This is a genomic window from Microbacterium sp. NPDC059771, from assembly GCF_042732495.1.
In the GTDB taxonomy this organism is placed as follows: domain Bacteria; phylum Actinomycetota; class Actinomycetes; order Actinomycetales; family Microbacteriaceae; genus Microbacterium; species Microbacterium sufflavum.
Genome location: NZ_JBHWHK010000001.1, coordinates 2,735,830 through 2,756,290 on the forward strand (window position 1 = coordinate 2,735,830; position 20,461 = coordinate 2,756,290).

Annotated in this window: 25 protein-coding genes and 1 pseudogene; 9 read left to right on the top strand and 17 right to left on the bottom strand. The window is 66.5% G+C overall.

Going from position 1 to position 20,461, the window contains the following annotated elements; translation table 11 throughout:
• The first annotated feature begins 27 nt into the window (after nt 1-27).
• Nucleotides 28-702, top strand: coding sequence for a helix-turn-helix domain-containing protein (locus tag ACFV3I_RS13225; RefSeq protein ID WP_378823104.1), 675 nt, complete (start codon nt 28-30; stop codon nt 700-702).
• Nucleotides 703-724: 22 nt separating this feature from the next.
• On the top strand, nt 725-1,120 hold the full coding sequence (locus ACFV3I_RS13230) for a low molecular weight phosphatase family protein (protein ID WP_378823105.1): 396 nt from the start codon (nt 725-727) through the stop codon (nt 1,118-1,120).
• 276 nt (nt 1,121-1,396) lie between these two features.
• Here the strand turns inward: ACFV3I_RS13230 and ACFV3I_RS13235 are convergent, their stop codons facing one another.
• Nucleotides 1,397-2,716, bottom strand: a complete 1,320-nt coding sequence (locus tag ACFV3I_RS13235) for an NAD(P)-binding domain-containing protein (protein ID WP_365763934.1) — start codon at nt 2,714-2,716, stop codon at nt 1,397-1,399.
• Nucleotides 2,717-2,807: 91 nt separating this feature from the next.
• Between ACFV3I_RS13235 and ACFV3I_RS13240 the strand changes: the two genes are divergently transcribed.
• The 4 genes from ACFV3I_RS13240 (at nt 2,808) to ACFV3I_RS13255 (ending at nt 5,793) form a co-directional block, all read left to right on the top strand.
• On the top strand, nt 2,808-3,155 hold the full coding sequence (locus ACFV3I_RS13240) for a helix-turn-helix transcriptional regulator (RefSeq protein WP_156145917.1): 348 nt from the start codon (nt 2,808-2,810) through the stop codon (nt 3,153-3,155).
• A 102-nt stretch (nt 3,156-3,257) separates the two neighbouring features.
• Nucleotides 3,258-3,824, top strand: a complete 567-nt coding sequence (locus tag ACFV3I_RS13245) for a hypothetical protein (protein ID WP_378823107.1) — start codon at nt 3,258-3,260, stop codon at nt 3,822-3,824.
• Between the two features lie 86 nt (nt 3,825-3,910).
• Nucleotides 3,911-4,561 (top strand): GntR family transcriptional regulator, encoded by a 651-nt coding sequence (locus ACFV3I_RS13250; RefSeq protein WP_114306374.1) that lies wholly within the window; start codon nt 3,911-3,913, stop codon nt 4,559-4,561.
• The gene (locus tag ACFV3I_RS13255) at nt 4,558-5,793 is read left to right on the top strand and encodes an MFS transporter (protein ID WP_051216769.1); all 1,236 of its coding nucleotides are present in this window, start codon (nt 4,558-4,560) and stop codon (nt 5,791-5,793) included. The genes ACFV3I_RS13250 and ACFV3I_RS13255 overlap by 4 nt, the downstream gene beginning before the upstream one ends.
• A 93-nt stretch (nt 5,794-5,886) precedes the next feature.
• On the opposite strand, the gene ACFV3I_RS13260 is transcribed toward ACFV3I_RS13255, so the two are convergent.
• A complete protein-coding gene (locus tag ACFV3I_RS13260; protein ID WP_155049184.1) occupies nt 5,887-6,669 on the bottom strand; it encodes an acetoin reductase in 783 nt (260 codons plus the stop codon).
• Between the two features lie 278 nt (nt 6,670-6,947).
• Between ACFV3I_RS13260 and ACFV3I_RS13265 the strand changes: the two genes are divergently transcribed.
• Nucleotides 6,948-7,433 (top strand): hypothetical protein, encoded by a 486-nt coding sequence (locus ACFV3I_RS13265; protein ID WP_378823108.1) that lies wholly within the window; start codon nt 6,948-6,950, stop codon nt 7,431-7,433.
• On the opposite strand, the gene ACFV3I_RS13270 is transcribed toward ACFV3I_RS13265, so the two are convergent.
• The 13 genes from ACFV3I_RS13270 to ACFV3I_RS13330 all read right to left on the bottom strand — a co-directional run bounded on the left by ACFV3I_RS13270 (nt 7,419) and on the right by ACFV3I_RS13330 (nt 18,285).
• Complete coding sequence (locus tag ACFV3I_RS13270; protein WP_365763901.1) at nt 7,419-8,093, bottom strand: DUF6226 family protein; 675 nt, start codon at nt 8,091-8,093, stop codon at nt 7,419-7,421. The two genes, ACFV3I_RS13265 and ACFV3I_RS13270, sit on opposite strands and share 15 nt — an antisense overlap.
• 37 nt (nt 8,094-8,130) lie before the next feature.
• Nucleotides 8,131-8,980 (bottom strand): IS5 family transposase gene (locus tag ACFV3I_RS13275; RefSeq protein ID WP_378823231.1). Its coding sequence is split into 2 segments (ribosomal slippage): nt 8,131-8,685 and nt 8,687-8,980, totalling 849 coding nucleotides; the frame shifts between segments, so codons are not numbered across the junction.
• Complete coding sequence (locus ACFV3I_RS13280; protein ID WP_378823111.1) at nt 8,862-9,503, bottom strand: hypothetical protein; 642 nt, start codon at nt 9,501-9,503, stop codon at nt 8,862-8,864. The genes ACFV3I_RS13275 and ACFV3I_RS13280 overlap by 119 nt, the downstream gene beginning before the upstream one ends.
• 216 nt (nt 9,504-9,719) lie before the next feature.
• Entirely contained in the window at nt 9,720-10,304 is a 585-nt protein-coding gene (locus ACFV3I_RS13285; RefSeq protein WP_365763905.1) for a M23 family metallopeptidase, read from the bottom strand.
• Between the two features lie 373 nt (nt 10,305-10,677).
• Nucleotides 10,678-12,114 (bottom strand): ATP/GTP-binding protein, encoded by a 1,437-nt coding sequence (locus tag ACFV3I_RS13290; protein ID WP_153244272.1) that lies wholly within the window; start codon nt 12,112-12,114, stop codon nt 10,678-10,680.
• Nucleotides 12,111-13,787, bottom strand: coding sequence for an SCO6880 family protein (locus tag ACFV3I_RS13295; RefSeq protein ID WP_378823113.1), 1,677 nt, complete (start codon nt 13,785-13,787; stop codon nt 12,111-12,113). Before ACFV3I_RS13295 ends, ACFV3I_RS13290 begins: the two co-directional genes overlap by 4 nt.
• Nucleotides 13,784-15,046 carry a hypothetical protein gene (locus ACFV3I_RS13300; RefSeq protein ID WP_378823115.1) on the bottom strand — a complete coding sequence of 421 codons (1,263 nt, stop codon included), beginning with the start codon at nt 15,044-15,046 and terminating at the stop codon, nt 13,784-13,786. The genes ACFV3I_RS13295 and ACFV3I_RS13300 overlap by 4 nt, the downstream gene beginning before the upstream one ends.
• Before the next feature lie 3 nt (nt 15,047-15,049).
• Nucleotides 15,050-15,703, bottom strand: a complete 654-nt coding sequence (locus tag ACFV3I_RS13305) for a hypothetical protein (RefSeq protein ID WP_365763911.1) — start codon at nt 15,701-15,703, stop codon at nt 15,050-15,052.
• A complete protein-coding gene (locus tag ACFV3I_RS13310; protein ID WP_042540912.1) occupies nt 15,700-15,978 on the bottom strand; it encodes a hypothetical protein in 279 nt (92 codons plus the stop codon). The genes ACFV3I_RS13305 and ACFV3I_RS13310 overlap by 4 nt, the downstream gene beginning before the upstream one ends.
• A gap of 2 nt (nt 15,979-15,980) precedes the next feature.
• Nucleotides 15,981-16,973, bottom strand: a complete 993-nt coding sequence (locus ACFV3I_RS13315) for a MinD/ParA family protein (protein WP_378823117.1) — start codon at nt 16,971-16,973, stop codon at nt 15,981-15,983.
• A 221-nt stretch (nt 16,974-17,194) separates the two neighbouring features.
• Entirely contained in the window at nt 17,195-17,614 is a 420-nt protein-coding gene (locus tag ACFV3I_RS13320; RefSeq protein ID WP_365763916.1) for a hypothetical protein, read from the bottom strand.
• Between the two features lie 14 nt (nt 17,615-17,628).
• Nucleotides 17,629-17,838, bottom strand: coding sequence for a type II toxin-antitoxin system HicA family toxin (locus tag ACFV3I_RS13325; protein WP_147040063.1), 210 nt, complete (start codon nt 17,836-17,838; stop codon nt 17,629-17,631).
• Between the two features lie 51 nt (nt 17,839-17,889).
• Nucleotides 17,890-18,285 (bottom strand): hypothetical protein, encoded by a 396-nt coding sequence (locus ACFV3I_RS13330; protein ID WP_378823118.1) that lies wholly within the window; start codon nt 18,283-18,285, stop codon nt 17,890-17,892.
• On the opposite strand from ACFV3I_RS13330, the gene ACFV3I_RS13335 reads away from it, so the two are divergent.
• A complete protein-coding gene (locus tag ACFV3I_RS13335) occupies nt 18,254-18,781 on the top strand; it encodes a hypothetical protein (RefSeq protein WP_365763920.1) in 528 nt (175 codons plus the stop codon). The two genes, ACFV3I_RS13330 and ACFV3I_RS13335, sit on opposite strands and share 32 nt — an antisense overlap.
• Before the next feature lie 209 nt (nt 18,782-18,990).
• Entirely contained in the window at nt 18,991-19,398 is a 408-nt protein-coding gene (locus tag ACFV3I_RS13340; RefSeq protein WP_378823120.1) for a DUF488 domain-containing protein, read from the top strand.
• Between the two features lie 101 nt (nt 19,399-19,499).
• Here ACFV3I_RS13340 and ACFV3I_RS13345 read toward each other — a convergent pair.
• Nucleotides 19,500-19,769: pseudogene (locus tag ACFV3I_RS13345) on the bottom strand (ATP-binding protein); the annotation flags it as partial.
• Nucleotides 19,770-19,836: 67 nt separating this feature from the next.
• Nucleotides 19,837-20,127, bottom strand: coding sequence for a glutaredoxin domain-containing protein (locus ACFV3I_RS13350; protein ID WP_187664268.1), 291 nt, complete (start codon nt 20,125-20,127; stop codon nt 19,837-19,839).
• Between the last annotated feature and the right edge of the window lie 334 nt (nt 20,128-20,461).

Below are 20,461 nucleotides of genomic sequence, written 5' to 3' on the forward strand. Positions count from 1 at the left end.
AGGGGTAGTTCAGTCAAGATTGAAACAATGAACACTGAACGAACTGATCAGGTGGAGGCGCGCGCGGCGAAGCACGCCGCGCTGGGTGACCCATCTCGCCTGCGGATCGTCGACCGTCTCACGCTGGGCGACCTCTCCCCCACCGAAATCGGGGTGGCGTTGGGCCTTCCTTCCAACCTCGTCACGCACCATCTGAATGTGCTGGAGTCCGTGGGGATGGTCTCGCGTTCTCGCTCGGAGGCCGACAAACGGCGCAGCTACGTTCACCTGGCCGAAACTGCACTTCGCGGGCTCACTCCGGGCCGAGTGGAGCGCGCGGATCGCGTCGTGTTCGTCTGTACGGCGAACTCCGCCCGGTCGCAGCTTGCTGCGGCATTGTGGTCTACCCGCAGCAGCATCCCGGCGTCGTCGGGAGGAACGCACCCTGCCGAGCGGATAGATCCGGGTGCGGTTGCCACAGCCGAGCGCCACGCCCTCGCGCTGCCTACGGAATCACCGCGCTCCCTGACTTCGGTCCTGACCGATTCCGATTTCGTGGTGACGGTTTGCGATAACGCTCACGAAGAACTCGGGGTCACGGGGCACCTGCACTGGTCGATCCCGGACCCCGTGCGGATCGGCACCGATGACGCCTTCGATACCGCTTACGACGAGCTGGAGCGCCGCATCGCGGAACTCGCTCCCCGTCTCGCCGCCAGCTGAAACCCGACCCGGAAGAGAACCCGTGACCGACGCTCCCCCGACCGTCCTTTTCATCTGCCAGCACAACGCCGGCCGCTCACAACTCGGCGCAGCGCTCCTTGAGCACCTGGCCGGCGACCGCTTCACCGCGACGTCGGCAGGTCTCTCCCCTGCCGACGAAGTGAATCCGGCCGTGGCCGCCACCGTCGCAGAACTCGGAATGAACATCACCGATCGCGTGCCGCGCGCCGTCACAGTCGACGACCTGGACGCCGCCGACGTCGTGGTCCTGATGAAGCCCGGGCTCTCCCTGCCGTCGACGCCTCGTGGGGAACTTCTGGAGTGGTCGTTCCCCAACCCGGAATCGTGGGACGCTGACGCTGTTCGCCCGCTGCGCGAAGCGGTGGCCGAGAAGATTCGTACGGCGATTCTCACCTGAGAAGCGCCGTACGAACCCGGCCCCGGTGCGGCTGCTCAGCAGGCGGCGGCGGCGGTGGCGCAGCAGGGGACGGGCGACGGGCGAGCCACACGGCCGCCCAACGACGCCTTCCACCACAGCTGCACGGGGGAGCGCCAGCCTTCCCGCGGAGTCCCGTGTATCGCGCCGATTCTCTCCCGCGCCACACGCTGAAGCTCCAGCCGCCGCGTTAGTTCGATTTCCCTCCGCTTGTAGACCTCGAAAGCGAAATGCGGGTCCATCGTCGACTCCCTCTCGTCAGACGGATGCCGGCATGCGGCCGATCTGGAGGACCTGAGCGGGCGGCGCGCAGCACGACCCGCCCAGCGATGCCCCGGATGCGTCGAACAGTCCCGCCCCACCGCACACTCCCGTGTCCGGCAGCACAAGCTCGACTCGGCGCGCGGCCTCGTGATCGCCGGCCAGCTCAGCGACGACACTGCGGACCTGCTCATACCCGGTCAGAGCGAGGAAGGTGGGTGCTCGGCCATACGACTTCGCGCCGACCAAGTAGAAGTCCGGTTCCGGCTGAGCCAGGTCGACCGCGCCCGTGGCGGCGACAGAGCCGCACGAGTGCACGTTGGGATCCACTTCCGCGGCGATACGCACTGGAGCTTGCAACGTCGCGTCCAACTCCAGGCGCAGCTCCGACAGGAACGAAAGATCCGGGCGGAAACCGGTCAAGACCACCACCCGATCGGCGGCGAGGGTACGGCCGTCTTCGGCGACCAGCACCGGCCGCTCACCGTCGCGGGTGACCCGCTCCACGCGGAACCCCGTGACGAGAGAAACCAGGCCAGCGTCGACGAACTCCTTCGCCCTGATGCCGAGCGCTCCGCGAGCTGGCAGCTCGTCGGCCTCGCCGCCTCCGAAAGCGTTGCCCGCGGCAGCACGCCGCAGCACCCAGGTCACTGTCGTGTTCGGATCGCGGCGCGCCATCTGCCCCAGCGCCAGAACGGCGGTGACCGCAGAGTGCCCGGACCCGATGACCACGGTGTGATTGCCGCCGAACTGCTCACGATCACGGAAGTCAGGGATGCGGTAGGACAGCAGATCCGCGGATGCCCGTTCTCCAAGAGCCGGCAGGCCGTCAGCACCAGCAGGGTTCGGAGTATCCCAGGTTCCCGAGGCGTCGATGACCGCCCGAGCCTGCAACCGGTACTCGTCGCCTTCCCCGGGCTGCACGTGCACGGTGAACGGCTGCTCTCCGCGACCCGCGTCGACAAGTCGGTCACGCCCAAGGCGAGATACTCCCACGACTCGGGAACCGAAGCGGATGTGCTCGCCCAGCTCGGCGGCGAGGGGTGCGAGATACCCGGCGATCCACTGCTCCCCGGTGGGATATCCCGTCGTGGGGGCGGTCCAGCCAGTGGGCTCGAGAATGCGAGCCCCGGCCGCATCAACCAGTTCCGGCCACTCAGAGAACAACCGCACGTGCCCCCACTCGCGCACAGCCGCGGCAGGGCCATACCCTGCTTCCAACACCAAGACCGGGACATCGCGCTCCACCAGATGCGCAGCCGCGGCCAGCCCCTGCGGACCAGCACCGATAACAACGACGGGCAACGTGCTCTCCATCAGCCTTCTCCAATACGCATCGACAAACCTCGATGCATCGAGACTTGTCGATGTATCGACAAATGTCAATACGAAGTGAGAGAATTCGATCATGCCTTCCCCTCTGACTCTCCTGCCAGCCGATGTGGCGGTCTGCTGCTCGCCGGTTACCGGCGGGGTGCTCACGGCCGATGAAGCGGAGCGGATCGCCCACACATTCAAAGCGTTGGGTGACCCGACGCGCGTGCGACTGCTCTCACTCATCGCCGCATCCGACGGCGGCGAGGCCTGCATCTGCGACCTCACCGACCCTGTGGGGCTGTCACAACCCACCGTCTCGCATCACATGAAGCTGCTCGTCGATGCCGGCCTGGCAACCCGCGAACAGCGAGGCCGCTGGGCGTACTACCGCGTCGTCAGCGAAACTCTGGAACAGGCATCCCGCACTTTGAGTGCATAGGGGTCTCGGGCGCGCGGACGACTCAATTGCGCCAGTCACTGCGGCCGATACTCGTTATCGGGTCACAATCGGACGCCGTGGCTACCGTGCAATGCTGTCCGGATGGACCGCGACCAGCTCAAAGCACTCCCCGCCTCAGACCGCTGGGTCTTCGTGCGCGGCCGGATCGTGTCTGACTCTGTGGACATGGACGCAGCGCTTCGAGGCCTTCATGCGGCTCTGCGCGGCCGCGACGATCGCAAGGCGCTTCTTGATGCCCCAGCCAACTGGACCGAGGCCGTCAAGAATTGCCGGCAGCTGCTCGACCGATACGAGCCCATCGATGCCGACATGCGCGGCGCGATCCACAGCGCGATCGACGCGGCCGCCGAAGCGTGGAGCGAGCGAAACCGGTACATGCATGATCTGCTCGACGCACGCATTCAGGGCGAGGATGATCCGTCGAGGATCGCAGAGAACGTCGAGCCCCGCGCCGATGATGACCGGTACCGTTTCCGACTCGCTCGGCAGAAGGATGCGCCCGAGGTTGAATCAGTTTCCCTGGACGACGCGATCAGGGAGGTCGAATCGATCGTCGCTGCAATGTGGCGGCTGCGTGCAGCTCGCAACTTCCTGGCGTACGGCTCGTGGCAAAGCATGCTCCTCGCCGCCGGCGGCCTCACCCCATGACCCCCACCGAATGTCCGAAGAGCCACTTTGCACCGGGCTGAGATGCAACTAGTATCTATCTTGTTCATCAGCACGGGGACGGGGTCATGGAGCATCAGGAGACGGAGGCATCCGCCGCGGATGCCGCGTACGCGAAGGTCAAGGAGCGGATCCTCGACGGCGATCTCGCCGGCGGGACGATGGTCAGCGAAGGAACGATCGCCGACGAACTCGGGATGAGCCGCACCCCCGTCCGCGAGGCGTTCCTGCGCTTGCAGGTCGAGGGGTGGATGCGGCTGTACCCCAAGCGCGGTGCGCTGATCCGCGATGTGACGCCGGGAGAGCTCGACGACGTCGTCGAGGCGCGCATCCTCATCGAGACCGATGCCGTGCGGCGGCTCGTCCGTGACTCCGAACGGGTGCAGGACGTCGTCGACGAGCTCTCCGACATTCTCGACGAGCAACGCCGCGCGTACGAGGCATCCGACCTCGCGCGGCTCGCCGAGGCAGACACGGCCTTCCACGCCCGGATCGTCGCGGCCGGCGGGAACGCCCTGCTCGCAGAGTTCTTCGCGACGCTGCGCGATCGGCAGAGGCGGATGCTCGCGTGGTCGCTCTGGCGACGCGACGACCGAGCCGAGCAGGTGCTCGACGATCACGGATTGCTCGTCCGCCTCATCGGCGATGGCGAGACCGCGGCGTTCGAGGTGGCACTCGGCCGTCACATCAAGAAGACCCACCGGGAGCTGCTGTCATGAGTGAGATGTCCTCCGAGGGAGCCGCCGCCGGAGAGCGGATCGCGATCGTCCCCTGGATGCGCGTGAGCGCTGCCCTGTTCGCTGTCGCGTGGGGTGGAAACGAGTTCACACCGCTGCTCGTGATGTACCGCCAGATCGACCAGATGAGCGCCTTCAGCGTGAATGTACTGCTCGGGGCATATGTCCTGGGCATCGTGCCCGCGCTCCTTCTCGGCGGCCCGCTGTCCGACCGGTACGGCCGCCGACCGCTGTTCGTCCCCGCCCCGATCATCGCGATTGCGGGCAGCACGCTCCTCGCCGTCGGGGCTTCCTCGATGCCGCTCCTGTTCGCCGGGCGGGTGCTGTCGGGTATCGCGCTGGGGCTCGTGATGGCAGTCGGCACGAGCTGGGTGAAAGAGCTCTCCGAGCCTCCGTTCACGACCCGCGCCGTCGACGGCCGTGGCGCCTCACGCGCTGCACTCGCACTGACGTCCGGGTTCGCGCTGGGCGCCGGATTCGCTGCGGCGCTCGGGCAGTTCGGCCCGATCCCCACCGCGTCGCCCTACCTCCTGCACATCGCTCTCACCCTCGTCGCGCTCGTGCTGCTGTGGGCGGCGCCGGAGAGCCGGCCGCGCCGAGACACCTCTGGGCCGCTCCTCGCCGACCTGCGCATCCCCACCGCGATGCACCGCCGGTTCCTCCTCGTCGTCGTCCCGATGGCGCCGTGGGTCTTCGGCACCGCCGCAAGCGCGTACGCGATCCTGCCGGGCCTCATGATGTCGCAGGCGCCGGGACTGCAGATCGGTGTGTCGGGTCTGCTGTGCGTCGTCGCGCTCGGCTGCGGTGTCGCGGTGCAGCGGTTCGCCGCGAAGGTCGACACCCCGCTGTCGGCCCGCGGCATCGGGATCGCGCTGACGGTCACCGTTCCCGCCATGATCCTGGCCGCCGTCGCGGTGAGCCTCAACTCGCTCGCCTGGGCGTTCGTGGCCGCCGCGGCACTCGGCGCGGCCTACGGCATGCTGCTCGTCGGGGGACTGCGCGAGATTCAGCGGATCGCCGGTCCGCGCGATCTTGCCGGACTCACCGCGGTGTACTACTCACTGACGTATCTCGGGTTCTTCATCCCGGCGATCCTCGCCGCGCTCGGCGCGTGGATCCCGTACACGACGATGTTCCTCGCCGGCGCGGTCCTGGCGGCGGTCAGCGTCGGGATCGTCGCGCTCAGCTGGCGCCGGCACCTGCCAGCGGCCTGATGAGGAACCGGCCGGGCGCGGCGTCCTCGCGAAGACTTCGCAAAAAAGGGGGCGCGGGAAGGACATGTCCTCCCCGCGCCCCCTTCGGATGCATCAGTTGTAGAGCATTCCGCCGTCCACGAGCAGCACCTGGCCGGTCACGTAGTCGGCCTTCTCGCTTGCGAGGAACGACACGACGTTCGCGACGTCTTCGGGCGTCTCGATGCGGCCGAGGGCGATGCTCTCGACGTTCTCCTTGAGGTTCTGGCCCCGCGGCTTGCCGTTGATCTCCGACAGCTTCTCGTCGATGAGGTCCCACATGCCCGTGCCGACGATGCCGGGAGCGTACGCGTTGACGGTGATGCCCTTCGGGGCGAGCTCCTGCGCCGCGACCTGCGTGAGGCCGCGCACGGCGAACTTCGACGCCGAGTACGCGCCGAGGATCGGGAAGCCCTTGATCGACGCGATCGAGGCGGCGGAGATGATCTTGCCCTTCACACCGAGCTCGATGAACTTGTCGGCAGCGGCCTGGATGCCGAAGACCACGCTGTTCACGTTGATGGAGAAGATCTTGTCGAGCTCTTCCGCCGTCACGTCGAGGATCGGCTTGACCTGCGCGATGCCCGCGTTGTTCACGATGACGTCGAACCCGCCGAGCTGCGTGGCGGCTGCGTCCACAGCGGCGACGACGTCTTCCTTCTTCGACACGTCTGCAGCCACGAAGATCGCACGGCGGCCCAGCGCCTCGATCTCCGCGACGACGCCGCGCGCCTTCTCCTCCTGAAACGTGAGGTCTGCGACGGCGACGTCGAAGCCGTCCTTCGCGAGCTGGAGCGCGATTCCGCGACCGATTCCCTGACCTGCGCCCGAGACGAGAGCGACCTTGGCAGTGGACATTCCGACTACTCCTTCATGGTTCGATGAAGCGCTGTCGCGCTCCGAGAGAAGGTCGCCCGAAGGCACGTTGCTCGGCGCCGCACGACCCTCGACATCCTCGCAAAACTCATCGAGTCGGACGGAGATGGCAGGTATGCTCGCGAAGACCGCGTCCACGAGCTGCTTTTCCCCATGCGCAAGGACTCGAACGATGACGGGGTCGATGCGTCGAACCTGTGGATTCTGGACGAGCGGCTCGTCTTCCACACTACCTCGCGTCCGACAAGACTCTCAAGAGCATGCCCGTCACGGACGACGCCTCGACGAACCGACCGGACATACTGGCGACACGCGTGCTCGAGGCGGACTCGCCCGTGCTCGCGACCGCGGGGCAGAAGTTGCCGCTGCAGTCGATCGTCGTCGTCGAGATCAAGCGCCCCATGCGCAACGACGCGACGACGGAGGACAAGAACCCCATCGCGCAGTGCCTTGACTACGTCGCGCGGGTTCGCGAGGGCAAAGTAACGACGGCAACCGGGCGGCTGATTCCGTCGAGCGCGCAGGAGCCGCCGGCCTTCTGCTACGTCATCGCCGACCTGACGCCAACGATGGAGCGCATGTGCAAGCTGTCGAACTTGACCAAGACGCATGACGGGCTCGGGTACTTCGGCTACGTCGAGCCGTACAAGGCGTATGTCGAGGTCATCAGTTTCGACGGCCTCGTCAACGCGGCCACGGAGCGGAACAGGGCGTTCTTCGACAGGCTCGGCCTACCGTCGAGCTAGGCCGTGTTGATCAAGAGGCGGGGCCGGGCGCGGCCAGTGATTCCATCCGACGGGAAGGTCGCGGAGGACGGGCTTGGCGTCTTTGAGGCGCTGGGCAGGAAGATCTTGGGAGCGGGATTTCCCGGAGCTCGCGCCGTCGGGATAGGGGAAGGCGTAATCGACCCAGGGGCGAAGTCCGCGTTCGATCGTCTCTCGGTAGTTGCCGCTGACGGTCGCGAACACTTGCTGCTCGAGTTCATCGGCTTCGGCCTCCCAGCTCGAGTCGCAAGCGTCGCAACCGCAGACTGGGTAGTGGAAGTCGTGCAATAGTCCCGCGTGCATGTAGATCCCCGGATAAGCGGTGAAGACCAACGTCAAGGACGCGCACTTCGGATCATTAGGACGTATCCGCACCGCGCGCACCACATCATGAAACGCGGGACGCAGCAGATCCGCTGCCACCTCAACACCCTCATCGACCTCGACGTCATACGTCTCTCGGAGGTGGGCGATAAGGGCGTCAGCGACAACGTGCAGCGGTGCGAACCGCTCGGGATGCGTGTCGACCGAGTAGGTGTCTTCCGGAGGTGACCCGTGCCACCGACTCCCGTAGCTGATCACCGCGCCGTCAGCATCGCGGAACACCGGCGCTTCGATCAAAGGGCGAACGTAGGAACTCATCCCGTCATCCTGCCGCATCGGCGCGGCGCCGGCCGGCCTATGTCCAGGCCGGACGGGACAGGTCCGTCTTGATCCAGATCAGCGTCGCAGCGAGGCTGATCGCGGCACGATAGTTGCGAGCGAGCTTGTCCGAACGCATCGCGATGCCGCGCCACTGCTTGAGCTTGTTGAAGCAGCGTTCGACGACGTTGCGGCCCTTGTAGCGTTCCTGCTGCTGATCGCCGAAGTCGATCGGTCGGCCTGGCTTCTTGCGGCGGTGCGCGATCTGATCGTCCCTCTCGGGGATCGTGGCCGCGATCCCTCTCGTGCGCAGCCATGCACGGTTCGCCTTCGACGGGTAGCCCTTGTCGGCGAGCACCCGGTCGGGGCGGGTGCGCGGCCGGCCCTTCCCGTCGCGGGGCACGCGGATGTCCTCAAGCACGGCGGGCATCATCGTGGTGTCGTTGACATTCCCACCGGTGATGACCATGCCCAGCGGCCTTCCGCGGCCGTCGCAGACCAGGTGCAGCTTGGTCGTCAGGCCGCCACGGGAGCGTCCGATCCCGTGATCAGGCGGCTCGAACCACGGATTCTTGTGATTCGGCAGGGCCCCCTGTGTCACGCTTCAGTGTCGCGCCGTGCTGATGCACACGTGCAATCGTGGAGTCGATCGAGACGACCCAGTCGATCTTCCCGGCGGCGTCGGCCTGCTTCTGCACCTCGGCCAGCAGCTTCTCCCAGGTGCCGTCCTCGGCCCACCGGTTGAACCGCTTGTAGATCGAGTTCCACTTACCGAACCGCTCCGGCACGTCCCGCCACGGCGCCCCGGTGCGGTACTTCGACGCCATACCCTCGACCGCGAGGCGATGATCCGTCCACGGCCTCGACCTCCCGGTCACCGTCGGCATCAACGGCTCCAGCACGGCCCACACCTCGTCCGAGATCTCCTGCCGCGTCACCGTTCAAGACTCGCCCAGCGGAGAGTGAACCCTCTTGATCAACACGGCCTAGCGCTTGCTGTCGTGTTGGGCGCTGCGGGAAGAAGTAGACGAGCCGAGATCGTCTGCCCCAGCGGCTCTCAGCGATGAACTGCTTCTTGCGGCACCGTTGCACTTCGAGCGTGACGGTGGCTCCTTCATCCCATCGCTCGGGCGAGAGGTGGAAGATGTGGTGGGGTAGTTCCGCGTCGCCGCTGACCCTCCGATATGGGTTTGCTGCGGTCACGAGGACGATGACGGCGACCAGCACCAGCAGCCCGCTCACGAACAGGGGCCACCCGAGAGCTGACCGGATCGTCACGATGCCGGCGAGGTAGAGCCCGCCGCCGATGATCGTCAGCGTCAGCACCGTGGCGAGAGCGCGGGTGCTGCGGCGTTTCACATCTGCCGGCACCCAGTCGTCGACGGCCCAGACGTCGTTGTCGTCGCTCATGAATCGTCCTCGAGCCTTTCGGTCGGTACGAACCGCACGCCGGCCTTCTGTGCCTCGTGGCGGTCGTGTCGGGCTCTGGCAACCTGTCGACGCTGCTGCTCGCGTGTGCGGGCTCGTGCAGCTCGGCGGGAGCGCCGCAACAGGCCGATGAGCCCCACGCCGGCTACGGCCGTGATGATGCCGGCCAGGTAGCTGAGTAGTTCTGGGGGCATCGTGCTAGCGCGGCAGGGGGACGCCGACGCCCTCCATGAAGGTCTGCGGGTTCACGTACTCGCCGTTCACCTTCACCTCGTAGTGCAGGTGGCAGCCGTACGAATTGCCCTCGTTGCCGACCTTCCCGATTTGGTCGCCGGCCTGCACGGCCTGCCCCTCGACCACCATGAAGTTGATCGGCTTCATGTGGAAGTATCCGGTCATCACGCCGTCGGCGTGCTTGATCCAGATGTACCCGCCACCGCCCTTATTCTCCCCGGTGTTGTCGACGACGCCTGCGGATGCGGCCCAGATCGGGCCGTCACAGGTGCCGTCCGCGAGGTCGGTTCCCATGTGCGCATGATCGCCTCGGCCGTCTCCAAAGACACCGGAGACGGTGCCGCGGGCCGGCACGATCCAGTCGCCCGATCCACACGGGCCGCTGAGAGCCTCCACGATCGCTGTCGCGTCCGTTTCGTACTTCGCGTAGTGGTTCTTGTCGGAGTTGATCTGCACGCGCCAGATCGCGTGTGAGGGGTCCATGTCCTGCCAGCCGTCGACGGCGACGAGGCGGCCGAAGAACAGCGTTGCGGACTTGGTGGGGTCCATGCGGTCTTCAACGCTCCCCCACCAATCCTGCTGCTGGAACAGGCCGATGCTGCTGGCCGGGTTCCGTCAGGGTTCACGACAGCGTTGATGTCGTCGCCGTAGGTGATGTTTTTGAGGCTGCTCTCCCCCATCGCCGTCATGATGCCGATAATCTGCGCGTCTTCTCCAAGCGAGAGCTGCTGTGCAGCTCCGATGATCGCGGCCGCGTTGGCGAGCTGGTCACCCTTGTAGCCGTTGACGCCCTCAGCGGGGTAGTTCGACGGGTCCGCGAGGCATGTCGATGCGTCGCTGCGCTGCACCGATGCCAACAGGAAGGTCACGCCAAGAGCGACGGCAAGGATGCCGCCGAGCACCGCCAGGCCGAACGACTTCATTACTGCACCTTGCGGGCGTCGCCGCGCATCCCCTCGTCGGTGTCGGTCAGGGTGACCTCGATGTCAGATCGGACGTGCTGCACGTGCGTCTCGGGCACAGATCCGTACTTGAAGACGAAGTGACCGGGCTGGAGCGTCTGCAAGACCTCAGCGGTGCTGGGATCGAAACCGAACGTGCGCACGGCCCAATCGGCGTCGTCTTTCCGGTCCTGCCGGAAAACGTAGATCGACTGCGCTTCACTGATCACGGTCTGTCCGGGTGAGTCCTTCGGGATATCGGTTCCCTTGTGGAACACGAAGACGTTGTTCAGCCCGAGCCCGCGCGAGAGCTTCTGATTCGATTTCAGAAGGTGGGCGGCGGGTCCCTCGACCATGTCCCAGCCTTCCTCGTTGATGCATGTCGTCTGCCAGCCCGGATCGGTGCGCAGTCGGCCCAGCATCCACTGGTTACCGATCGCGCGGATGACGTTCGATGACGGCCCTTCGGCGGGCAGCTGCGAGATATCGAACGATGTGAGCTTGCCTGTCAGGTCGACGCCCTTGCTCGTCTCGCCGTCAAGCAGCCCGCCGTACTCGTCCAACAGTCCTTCGAGAGTGAAGCGGATGCCGAGGCCGGCCTGGTGCAGCCGATCGCGGGAGGCTGGCGACATGTCGTCGTCGCCTGCGTCGACGCGGCCGAGCCACGGGAGGATATCGCCCAGTGTGGCGATGCGGCCGGCGTCAAACGTCGCGAGCGTCTCGGACAGGGCTGCGCGAGCTGCCTTCTCATCCCAGACGTCGAGCTGCGCCCCGTCACGGGCAATACGGATGATCGCGTGCAGCAGACGGTAGGTGCCGGCGTCCCCGATCTGACTCACGATGAGCGGATCGAGCAGATTCAGGCGGGAGCCTGAACCGTCCTGGGTGAACCGGATCGGTTCGCCCTGTCCCCACTCGCGCACCAGCTCGGCGTACTCACCCTCGCCGCCGCGGTTCTTCTTGTCGAAGATGACGGCGCGACGGTAGCGGATCACGAGAGGCCGGATCACGCAGACCGTTTTGACGAAGCTCGACTTACCGCCACCCACTCCCCCAACCACAACCGTGTTGGGGGAGGAAATCAGCCTCGGCACTGAGTTGTAGGCAGTCACCGGGTCGTGTGTGACCAGGTTGTGCGACAGGACGTCGCGACCGTTCGCAACGCCCTGCGTGCCCGTGGAGGGGCCGATGAGAGCGGTGTTCAGAACGGTGGCCTGTCGTGTCGTCGACGGCGCTCCGGGCAGTTTCGGGGCGTAGTAGCCGCGCCGTGCTTTTCGTACGTTCGTGCGCCGTGCTGGCCCTGGCAGTTCGTACGGCGAGATTTCGCCGGCTACATTCTCGACGGGCTGCGTTTCCTCGACGTCGACGGCCTGTGCCTGTCGACGTGAGCGCCGCCCGGATGCTGTGGTGTCGCTCACGAGATCGCCTCCTTCTCTCCCTTGTCTGCGAGCATGCGCATGGTGCGCGCAGCCCATGTGGGCTCGTCGGGCTTGATTCCGCGACCGATCGGCCAGGTGAGCCCGCTCGCTGCGGACTGGTAGCTGTCGAGCCATTCGAGCCGGTGAATGCCGGCGTCGGTGTCGCACAGCTCTTCCAGCTCGCGGCTGTCCAAGGCCAGCTGCTCTTTGCTGTCCGACGTGATCGTGACGTACCCGATCCAGTTGGTGCCGTGGTGGCCGCCGCCTTCTGCGAGGTCGTTACGGCGACGCTGCGCCGCGAGAACGCGCACGCTGCCCTCGTCGAGCGGAATGCGACCGCCTGCGGTCTGCGCATGCTCAGTAGCCATGTCGGCCACCAGGTCTTTGCGAGCTGCGCGCCGAGCCTCGGATGCCGGGATCAGCTCGATGTGGAAGCTCACGGTGCGGATCACATCGAGCTTGCTTCCGGTGAGCAGCGGCAGCAGCCACAGCGGGGTGCGCTGCGCCACGGAAAGGTGATCGGCGCGGATCGCCGCGGTGCGGTGCCACCACTCGACCGGTGCGCCCGTCTCAGGGTCGATGCCCTCGACGACATGTGCGGAGAACTCGCCCCCGCGGGCGCGCTCTCCGAGGTCGGTCGGTGCGAGGTCGCGCACCAGGTCGAGCGGTCGGCTGGGGTTCTGCATGTGCCGGATCACCGCCGTGGTGCCACGTGCCGTAAGTGCCACGGCTTCACCGAAGTAGGCATCGTGCAGACCACGCTGCGCGGACTCAATCTCGGCGGCCATGAGCCGCCGCCAGCCGTCGCGGCCCTCTCCGAACTTGCGTGCCTTCTCGGCAAAGCGGGCATTGAGGGGCCAGCTCGCGACCACGTAGTGGCGCTGCACCATCGCCCCGGTGCCCGACAGCATCAGCACTTCCTCGTATGACTTCTTGGCCCACTCGGGCGCTTCATCGTCGATGTTGGTCATGACCCACCATTCCTGCAGCGCCGTGTCGGCGGGCAGAATGCGGGTCACCGGCTGGACGAAGCGCAGCAGCGAACCCGGCGCCGCACGGCCGGCGAGCTGTGCGCCGAATCCCTCCGCTTTGCGGAGGGTGGAGTCTGGCGATTCCATCCCGCGCAGCTGACCGCTGACCGCGAATGCGACCGAGAGGTACGGGTCTTCGCCTACGGGGCCGTGCCAGGCGATACCCGGGATTCCCCGAGCTGATTGCAGCCAGCCCATGCCGTCTGCACCGTCCGGGGTTGCCCGCATAGCGGCCAGTTCGCGAGCCCACTCGACCCGCGCCGCACGCTCGGCTTTGTCCTTGGTCTTCGCCGTCTGTTCCAGTGCGGCCGTGAGCATCGTGACGCGCTGCTGGTCGTACGGGTGGTAGTCGCCGCTGCGGGTCTTCACAGACTCGCGGTGACGCTTCCGCCGCACCCGTCGCTCGAGAATCGATCCGTTGTGCGTGGCGCTGGTGATCAGCACGAGCACGCCTGCGGCGAGGACGCCTAGGACGATCGGCGGCCAGCCGAAGGACGGCACGAAGATGAAAGCAATGACGAGGATGATGACGACGCCCCATCCGCGGCCCTTCGCCTTCTCTCCCCAGAATCCGCGGTGGCTGCCCTCTCCCCCGAGGATAAAGACGCCGCGCTGCTGCTCAGCCTGTTCCTGCTCATTCATTCGGGGCGATCCTTTCCAAGCGTCGGCGGGGCTCCCACCGGAGTGTGCGCAGTTTCGTTGACCTTGCGGCCCACGGTGTTCGCGCCCTGGAGGGCGACCGCGCCTGCGGCGACGGCTGGCCCAGCTGCCTTACTGGCGGTTGCAGCTGCACCGCGGCCTGCGGTTGCTGTACCTGCTTGGGCTGCACCGCGGCCGGCAGCTGCGCCGCCGCCCGATACTCCCTTTGCCCCGATACTCGCCGTCGTCCCTTGGGCGTTGGCCGGGGTGGCGTTCGCACGAACGGCTTGGGCCGAGCGCGGGGCGGCGGTCGAGCCGCCGCTGTTGCGTGCCGACGCAAGGGATTGCGCCCCGATCGGCATTGAGGGGGATGCGCTGCCGGATGACGATTGGCCGGCTAGATGTTTGGTGGCCCACGAGACGAGAACGAACGGAGCGATTTCGGCCAGGAAGATAGCGATCATCGCCACGAGCAGCATGACCAGGTTCTTGAAGCCGTCGTCGCCCCATTGCCCGATCGAGTCGATGGTGAGCCGGAAAGCGAACCCGAGCATGAAAAACAGCGTCGGGTGGATGAGCAGTAGCCCTATCCAGATCTTCACCGCGGCCATGCCACCGCTACGGCGTTGCTGGTCGACGACGTAGACCACGGCAAGCGGGATGAGCACGCCCGAGAAGTAGAGGATGACGAGCTGAAAGACGAACAGGCACACGACGATCAGAAGGCCGATCGCCATAGCCCAGATAATCAGGAACCCGATGTACGCGCCGCCTGCGATCAGGGACGGGTCTTCAAGTGCCACCTTGCCGAAGGTGTCGACCATTTCGAGGACGGTTCCGCCGTACGTCCACTCGATGATGCTGCGCGAGAGCGCCTGGATCAGCTCGACGAACATCACGCCGATCGCGGGACCGAAGCTGATGCCGACGAGGAATCCGGGGAAATACATGGCGACGGACTCGAATAGCTCTTCGCCGCTCATCCGGCCCCTGGCGGTGCGGACGAACTGGCCCACCAGGAGCAGAATCGCAACCAGGATCGACAGCGCGAACGACACCGCGTATGCACTGAGGAAGCTCGGCAGCGTGAGGTCTGGCAGCGTCGATTCGGTGATCGCGGGAATGACCGTGCCGGCAAGACTCATGACGGCCTCGCGACCGGCCGCGTACATGTTGCCCCACGGGTCTGACCAGAAGTTGACGACACCGCCGATCACATCAGGAAGGTTCCCGATGTCGTCGATGATGTTCAGAGAACGCATGGGTCAGCACCCTCCTGTGAATGCCACGCCCGTTGTGCCAAGCGACGTCTTGTCGGGGGTGTCGACGTTCTCGACGATGACCCATCCGCGGTCAGTCCACTCGACCGCTACAGACGGCATGTAGCGCAGCGTCGGATCGACGGCCTCGTTAATCACGAGAGGGAGCATCAGCGTCACGACAACGCGCGTGTCACTGACGCTCTCGATCCGGTAGTCCCCGTTCAGCGTCGTAACGCGGAACTGAGCGGCTTCGAACTCGTCTGCCGATGCGACGTCGCCGGCCAGGTCAGGAAGCGTTGTCACCACGCCGTCGAGCTGCGCGACCTCATCGGCCGGCACTACCGGCTTCTGAGCGGCCCAGCGCGAGAACGTGGCGACGAATGACACCGCGCCCTCTGGGGTCTGCGGTGCCTGCTCCTGAGCGTCGAGCACGGTCTGTGGTGCCCGTGCGTCGCCGGCTAGACAACCGTCGACACCCTCCACGGCAGGGGGTGCCGACGTGGAGGGCGTCGCCGGGGCTGTGGGGCGCGGGGTGGCCTCGGGGCTGCCGCCGCGCGTGGTGAAGAACACGAGCCCGACGACGGCCACGATGACGAAGACCGCTGCGCCCAGGACGTACCAGGGCCAGCGGCGGCGGGCGGCGGGCTGCGTGCTCATGATGCGATCGCGATAACCGCGCCGACGATGACGCCGAGAGCCACCAGGCCGCCGAGAGCGACGGCGGAACGGATGATCTGCTTCTTGGCCTCCGCGACGCCCTGCGGGTTCGTCTCGCCGCTCGATCCGAGCTTGAACAGGCCCATGATGAGGAAGACGATTGCAGCGATGATCGCGAGGCCCCATAGGCCGGCGAACAGCTTCTGCCAGATGTTGGTGAACTCGGCACCGAAGATGGTGAAGTCCGGGATGATCCCGTCAATCGGGTTGTTCATGGTCATTCTGCCTTTCGGAGTGCTGCGTTGAGCTGGGAGACGATCACCGCGGTGAGCTGGGTGATCGCGGCTGTAGTTGCCGGCTTGAGCTGGCCGAAGCTGAGCGTGGTCCGCTGCGCGATGTGCGGATCGAACGGCACGTGCACGACGGCTCCGACGCCAGCTGTTTCCACGAGCTGATCGGCGTAGGAACGAACCTCGGGATCCTCGGTACGGCCGTCGTGCATCCGCACGATGATTGCCGACCGGGCAAGGTCGGCCGCGCGGCCGCCGAGCTTGTGCAGGTGACGAAGCAGCTGCATCGCCCCGTTGAGCTCGGGCAGCGCGTCGAGCACGGGGATCACGAGAACGTCGGTGACCTCTAGCGCGCCATGGAAGGCATCGCTTGACGGCTGGTTACCGGAGTCCATCACACGCACCGGGTAGTAGGTATCCGTGAGCGCTGCCATGCGCTTCACGTCCTCCCCCGTGAGTGCTTCGCGATCGCCTGCGGTGCCGGTGACGGCCGCGTATGACGTCTGCTGCGCGATGTAGCCGGCGAGCTGGCCGGCCCCTCGAATCTCGTCCATGTCGCGCAGCAGCTCCGCGACACCGGCAGCGGCCGGCCCCTCTGCTCTCACTGCGAGCGCGCCGGGGTCGTCCGAGACTTCGAGAACGATCGTGCCGCCTCCGCGGATGTTCGCGAGCACGCCCGCCGTCAGAAGGGAAAGCGGCCTCTTACCGACGCCCCCTTTCGGGTTCGCGACCAGGATGCCGACGCTGCGCGGCCATGTCGAAAGACGGATCAGCGACCGCGCGCGGCCGAGGTCGGCGGCCGCCAGCTCAGCGGCATTCGGCTTGGGCTTGAGGCCCAGAGTCCGAAGGAACTTGTTCCAGCCGAGCGACGGCACATCGGCCGGCCGCTCACGGTTACGCAACCGCAGATCGCCGGGGCCGGCAGCTGGTGCGGCGGCGTCCTCTTCACGCTCCGCAGCCTGCGAGCCGCGGACGATCATGGCGAGTTCTTCGTCCTCTCCCCCGCCACTCAGTCGTGCGAGCAGCTGCTCGGATGATGGGACTTGCGCGTTACTCGCGTTGTCCCCCATTAGGGGGACAAGTTCCGTTTCGGCAGCGGGGCGAGATACCGAAGTATCGGCATCCTATCTGGATATCTACCTAGCTAGATTCAGTGTGAAGCGATCGTGAGCTATCTAGATAGCTGGCTACGCGGCTGAGCTTACGAAGCGACCTTGTGGCCGGCGATCGTCTTGCCGGCGTCGGCGGTCTTCTCGATCTGATAGACGCGCTGCTTGCTGATCCCGAGCACGCGGCCAACGTCGGGGGCGCTGAGCTGCCCGCGGAGTTCGCGCACCACGGAGCGGCGACGCTCGGCAGCTCGGGCCTGCGCGACTCGCGCTTCCTGTTCGTCGCGCTCGGCGGCCGCCCACTCGTTGAGGGCGCGCTCTGGGCCCTTCACAGTGACGTTGACTGCGACTGTCTCGGGGGAGACGTTGAGCCACATCGCGGCGACGCCCTGAGCCTCGTAGTCGACCTCAGCAAGGTTGCGCGCCTGGCCGCCAGTGCCGAGTTCGGGAATCTCGAACACCCACCAGGTGCCCTCGCGCTCGACGGAAACCTCGAACGTTCGTGCGCTCATCGCGCTCTCCTTCCTCATCGCCACTCGCGCGGCAACTCGACTCCTGCATTCTGGATCTGGCGCAGCACCCCGGGGGAGACCTCGCGGTGTCCGGTCGGGATCGACGCCTTGACAGATTCATCGGGCATTCCCCAAAGCTCGTGGCTTCCCTGGCCGTCCCGGAGGTAGACCCAGCCGAGCCCTTTCAGGTACTTGAGGACGTCCCGCGTCTTCTGTGCTTTCATAACTCTAATCTAGTCCCCCCTTGCCGTCAATGTCAAGGGGGGGCTTGCCTTTCAGTTCTCGGGGGTGAACTCGTCGCCGCAGAGGCTGCACACGATGGGGCCAGCGTCTAGCACCGCGAGGGACGCCCTGATCCTACGGCCGCAGCCACACGCGGCCGCAGCGCCGTTGTTGTTGCTCTTGCGGCCGTCCTCTGCTCCGTGAAGCTCTGCGCGGCGGTGTGCGGTGATCGCAGCGTCAAGGTTGCTGATCGTGGCGGCGTAGTGAGCTGCTGCGCCCGCGGGGAGCGCCGTAACGCTCCATCCGATCTTCGCGTCATGCTCGATCACGAGCCCAAAGCTCTCGGCAATCGCCTTGAACTTCTGATTGTGATAGCGGCCCTGACGGCTCGGCCTCACACGCCTGCAGATGACGGGCGTGCACGGACGCTCCACCACCTCCTCGGCCATGTGGTTCCTGGGCGACGACAACGCCTGCCAGCGCCGAGGTGCACTGGACGGTCAGGGATCCTGGATCCACGACCGCGACACCCTGGTCGCCCTCGAGCTGTGCACGGACACCTCTCCCGCCCGTGCCGCTCTGCTGGGCATCGACCCAACCAGCGGTGCCGAGCGCTGGCGCGTGTCCGTCCCCGGCTTCGACGCGTGGGCCGCGGGGCTCGACGGGCCAGTCCCCACACTCTCCTCCAGCCCGTGGCCGGTGACCTTCCACTCCCTCCCGTCCTCCGCCCCCACCGACGAGGGCGGCACCGACGAGGGCGAGACGGCCGAGGGCGAGACGGCCGAGGGCGAGACGGCCGAGGGCGAGACGGCCGAGGGCGGCGCCGACAAGGATGGCCCCTCGGTGCCCACCGATCCCGGGACAGATGCCTTCGAGGTGGTGGTCGACGGCGTGGGACACAGGATCGCGACCTCGACGGGGGAGATCCTGCAGACGCAGGGATGAGCCGGCCCCCGGGCTGCCCCCTGACGGCCCCCGGGCTGCCCCCCGGGCTGCCCCCGGCGCAGACTTCCGGACGGAGCGCGACACGACTAGCGTCGGTCCTGGCAGGAGAACGCGTGTCGCATGCCGTCCAACACACCGCCGGGACCGTGGCACGACGGACTTCGCCGAGAAAGAGGACGGACTTCGGCGGGAGAAGGATGGGGAGGGACGTGTCGGAACAGGGGGGACCCGAAGAGGTTGACCAGGCCGTGGAGCGGCCGCAGGTCCGGGTGCGCAGGATCTACGAGGACCCCGACCCCGCTGACGGGGACCGTGTCCTGGTGGACCGTCTGTGGCCGCGCGGCATGAGCAAGGTGCGCGCCCATCTGGACGAGTGGTGCAAACAGGTCGCCCCCTCACCCGAGTTGCGTCGGTGGTACGCCCACGATCCGGCGAAGTACCCGGAGTTCCGCCGCCGCTACCTGGGGGAGCTCCGTGGTCCCGACCATGCCGACGCGCTCGCGGACCTGCGGCAACGGGCAGCAGCCGGTCCCCTCACGCTGCTCACCGCCGCGAAACGCTCCGACATCTCCGAGGCCACCGTGTTGAAGGAACTCCTGGACCCCCACGCATCCTGATCCGCCGGAGCCCCATTCCTCACTGCCGCGTCAAGGACCCGGGCCCCGTGCGCCCTGATCCGCTCTGCACGGCTGCGCCGCCCCCAGCCGGTGGCGGTGTCGAACGCGACGGGGAAGCCGGCGTGGCAGGCCTTGATTCCGAGCCCGATGCCCAGATGGGTCTTCCCGACCCCGGGCGGGCCGAGGAGGATCACGTTCTCCGCTTTCGCGATCCAGGTCGTCGTGGCCAGGTGCGCGAGAACATCGCGACGCGGCGAGGGCTGGTGATCGAGGTTGAAGTCCTCAAGCGTCTTCACTGCGGGGAAGTGCGCCCCGGCGATGCGGAGGCTCGTGCCGTTGGCTTCCCTGTCGGCGACCTGACGTTGCAGCACCGCGGCGAGATAATCCTAGTGCGACCAACGACTTCCGCGCGGAAAACGATGCGTGAGTGGTCGTCTTTCACGTTGCATCAGACGGCAATATCGCTCGTTTGTGAATGCCGTCGATCTTGTCGGGGCGGAATCCCGCCCAGTAGCCGACGCGGGGAGCCCACACGACGGGGAACTGCATGAACCCGAGTTCGCGGAGCAACCCGCGTGTCTCGTCGTCATCGTCGGGAACGGTGATCGTGCGGTAGTTGATGCCCTTAGCGTCGAGCGCCCGATAGGTCGCGTTGCACTGAACGCATGAATCCTCGGGGCTGAACACGACGACGATTCCGTCTGCCTGTGCCTTCTCTGCCTTGTTCATATCTAAAGTCTAGTCCCCCCTTGCCTTGTGCGTCAAGGGGGGACTTGCCTTTTAGTCTGAATTCTCGAACGTGACAGCTCGGGCATCGTCGACGGCGGTAGGGCTGTGGGTTCCCCTTGCTTCCCAACTCGGGCGGCTGGGTCTGCTGCGCATCCTTGAAACGCGGGAGAGTGGGGGAGCGCGTACGCCTGGGTCCGACTATTGGGAGACACGACCTAGCCGTGCCGCGGCGATCCGGCGAGCCACTCCCCCAGAGCGGCGGAGACCGCGTCCGGGCTCTCGACGGGCGCCAGGTGCCCGACCCCCGCCAGTTCGACCACCTCCGGGAGCGAGA

Bases quoted from the DNA above. Each gene is read 5' to 3' on its own strand.
- ACFV3I_RS13350 (WP_187664268.1), bottom strand. From the start codon at position 20,127: ATGAACAAGGCAGAGAAGGCACAGGCAGACGGAATCGTCGTCGTGTTC.
- ACFV3I_RS13285 (WP_365763905.1), bottom strand. From the start codon at position 10,304: ATGGACCCCACCAAGTCCGCAACGCTGTTCTTCGGCCGCCTCGTCGCC.
- ACFV3I_RS13325 (WP_147040063.1), bottom strand. From the start codon at position 17,838: ATGAAAGCACAGAAGACGCGGGACGTCCTCAAGTACCTGAAAGGGCTC.
- ACFV3I_RS13300 (WP_378823115.1), bottom strand. From the start codon at position 15,046: ATGCGTTCTCTGAACATCATCGACGACATCGGGAACCTTCCTGATGTG.
- ACFV3I_RS13320 (WP_365763916.1), bottom strand. From the start codon at position 17,614: ATGAGCGCACGAACGTTCGAGGTTTCCGTCGAGCGCGAGGGCACCTGG.
- ACFV3I_RS13255 (WP_051216769.1), top strand. From the start codon at position 4,558: ATGAGTGAGATGTCCTCCGAGGGAGCCGCCGCCGGAGAGCGGATCGCG.
- ACFV3I_RS13330 (WP_378823118.1), bottom strand. From the start codon at position 18,285: ATGGCCGAGGAGGTGGTGGAGCGTCCGTGCACGCCCGTCATCTGCAGG.
- ACFV3I_RS13250 (WP_114306374.1), top strand. From the start codon at position 3,911: ATGGAGCATCAGGAGACGGAGGCATCCGCCGCGGATGCCGCGTACGCG.
- ACFV3I_RS13270 (WP_365763901.1), bottom strand. From the start codon at position 8,093: ATGAGTTCCTACGTTCGCCCTTTGATCGAAGCGCCGGTGTTCCGCGAT.
- ACFV3I_RS13235 (WP_365763934.1), bottom strand. From the start codon at position 2,716: ATGGAGAGCACGTTGCCCGTCGTTGTTATCGGTGCTGGTCCGCAGGGG.
- ACFV3I_RS13265 (WP_378823108.1), top strand. From the start codon at position 6,948: ATGCCCGTCACGGACGACGCCTCGACGAACCGACCGGACATACTGGCG.
- ACFV3I_RS13225 (WP_378823104.1), top strand. From the start codon at position 28: ATGAACACTGAACGAACTGATCAGGTGGAGGCGCGCGCGGCGAAGCAC.
- ACFV3I_RS13280 (WP_378823111.1), bottom strand. From the start codon at position 9,503: ATGAGCGACGACAACGACGTCTGGGCCGTCGACGACTGGGTGCCGGCA.
- ACFV3I_RS13315 (WP_378823117.1), bottom strand. From the start codon at position 16,973: ATGATCGTCCGCGGCTCGCAGGCTGCGGAGCGTGAAGAGGACGCCGCC.
- ACFV3I_RS13240 (WP_156145917.1), top strand. From the start codon at position 2,808: ATGCCTTCCCCTCTGACTCTCCTGCCAGCCGATGTGGCGGTCTGCTGC.
- ACFV3I_RS13295 (WP_378823113.1), bottom strand. From the start codon at position 13,787: ATGAATGAGCAGGAACAGGCTGAGCAGCAGCGCGGCGTCTTTATCCTC.
- ACFV3I_RS13310 (WP_042540912.1), bottom strand. From the start codon at position 15,978: ATGAACAACCCGATTGACGGGATCATCCCGGACTTCACCATCTTCGGT.
- ACFV3I_RS13245 (WP_378823107.1), top strand. From the start codon at position 3,258: ATGGACCGCGACCAGCTCAAAGCACTCCCCGCCTCAGACCGCTGGGTC.
- ACFV3I_RS13305 (WP_365763911.1), bottom strand. From the start codon at position 15,703: ATGAGCACGCAGCCCGCCGCCCGCCGCCGCTGGCCCTGGTACGTCCTG.
- ACFV3I_RS13260 (WP_155049184.1), bottom strand. From the start codon at position 6,669: ATGTCCACTGCCAAGGTCGCTCTCGTCTCGGGCGCAGGTCAGGGAATC.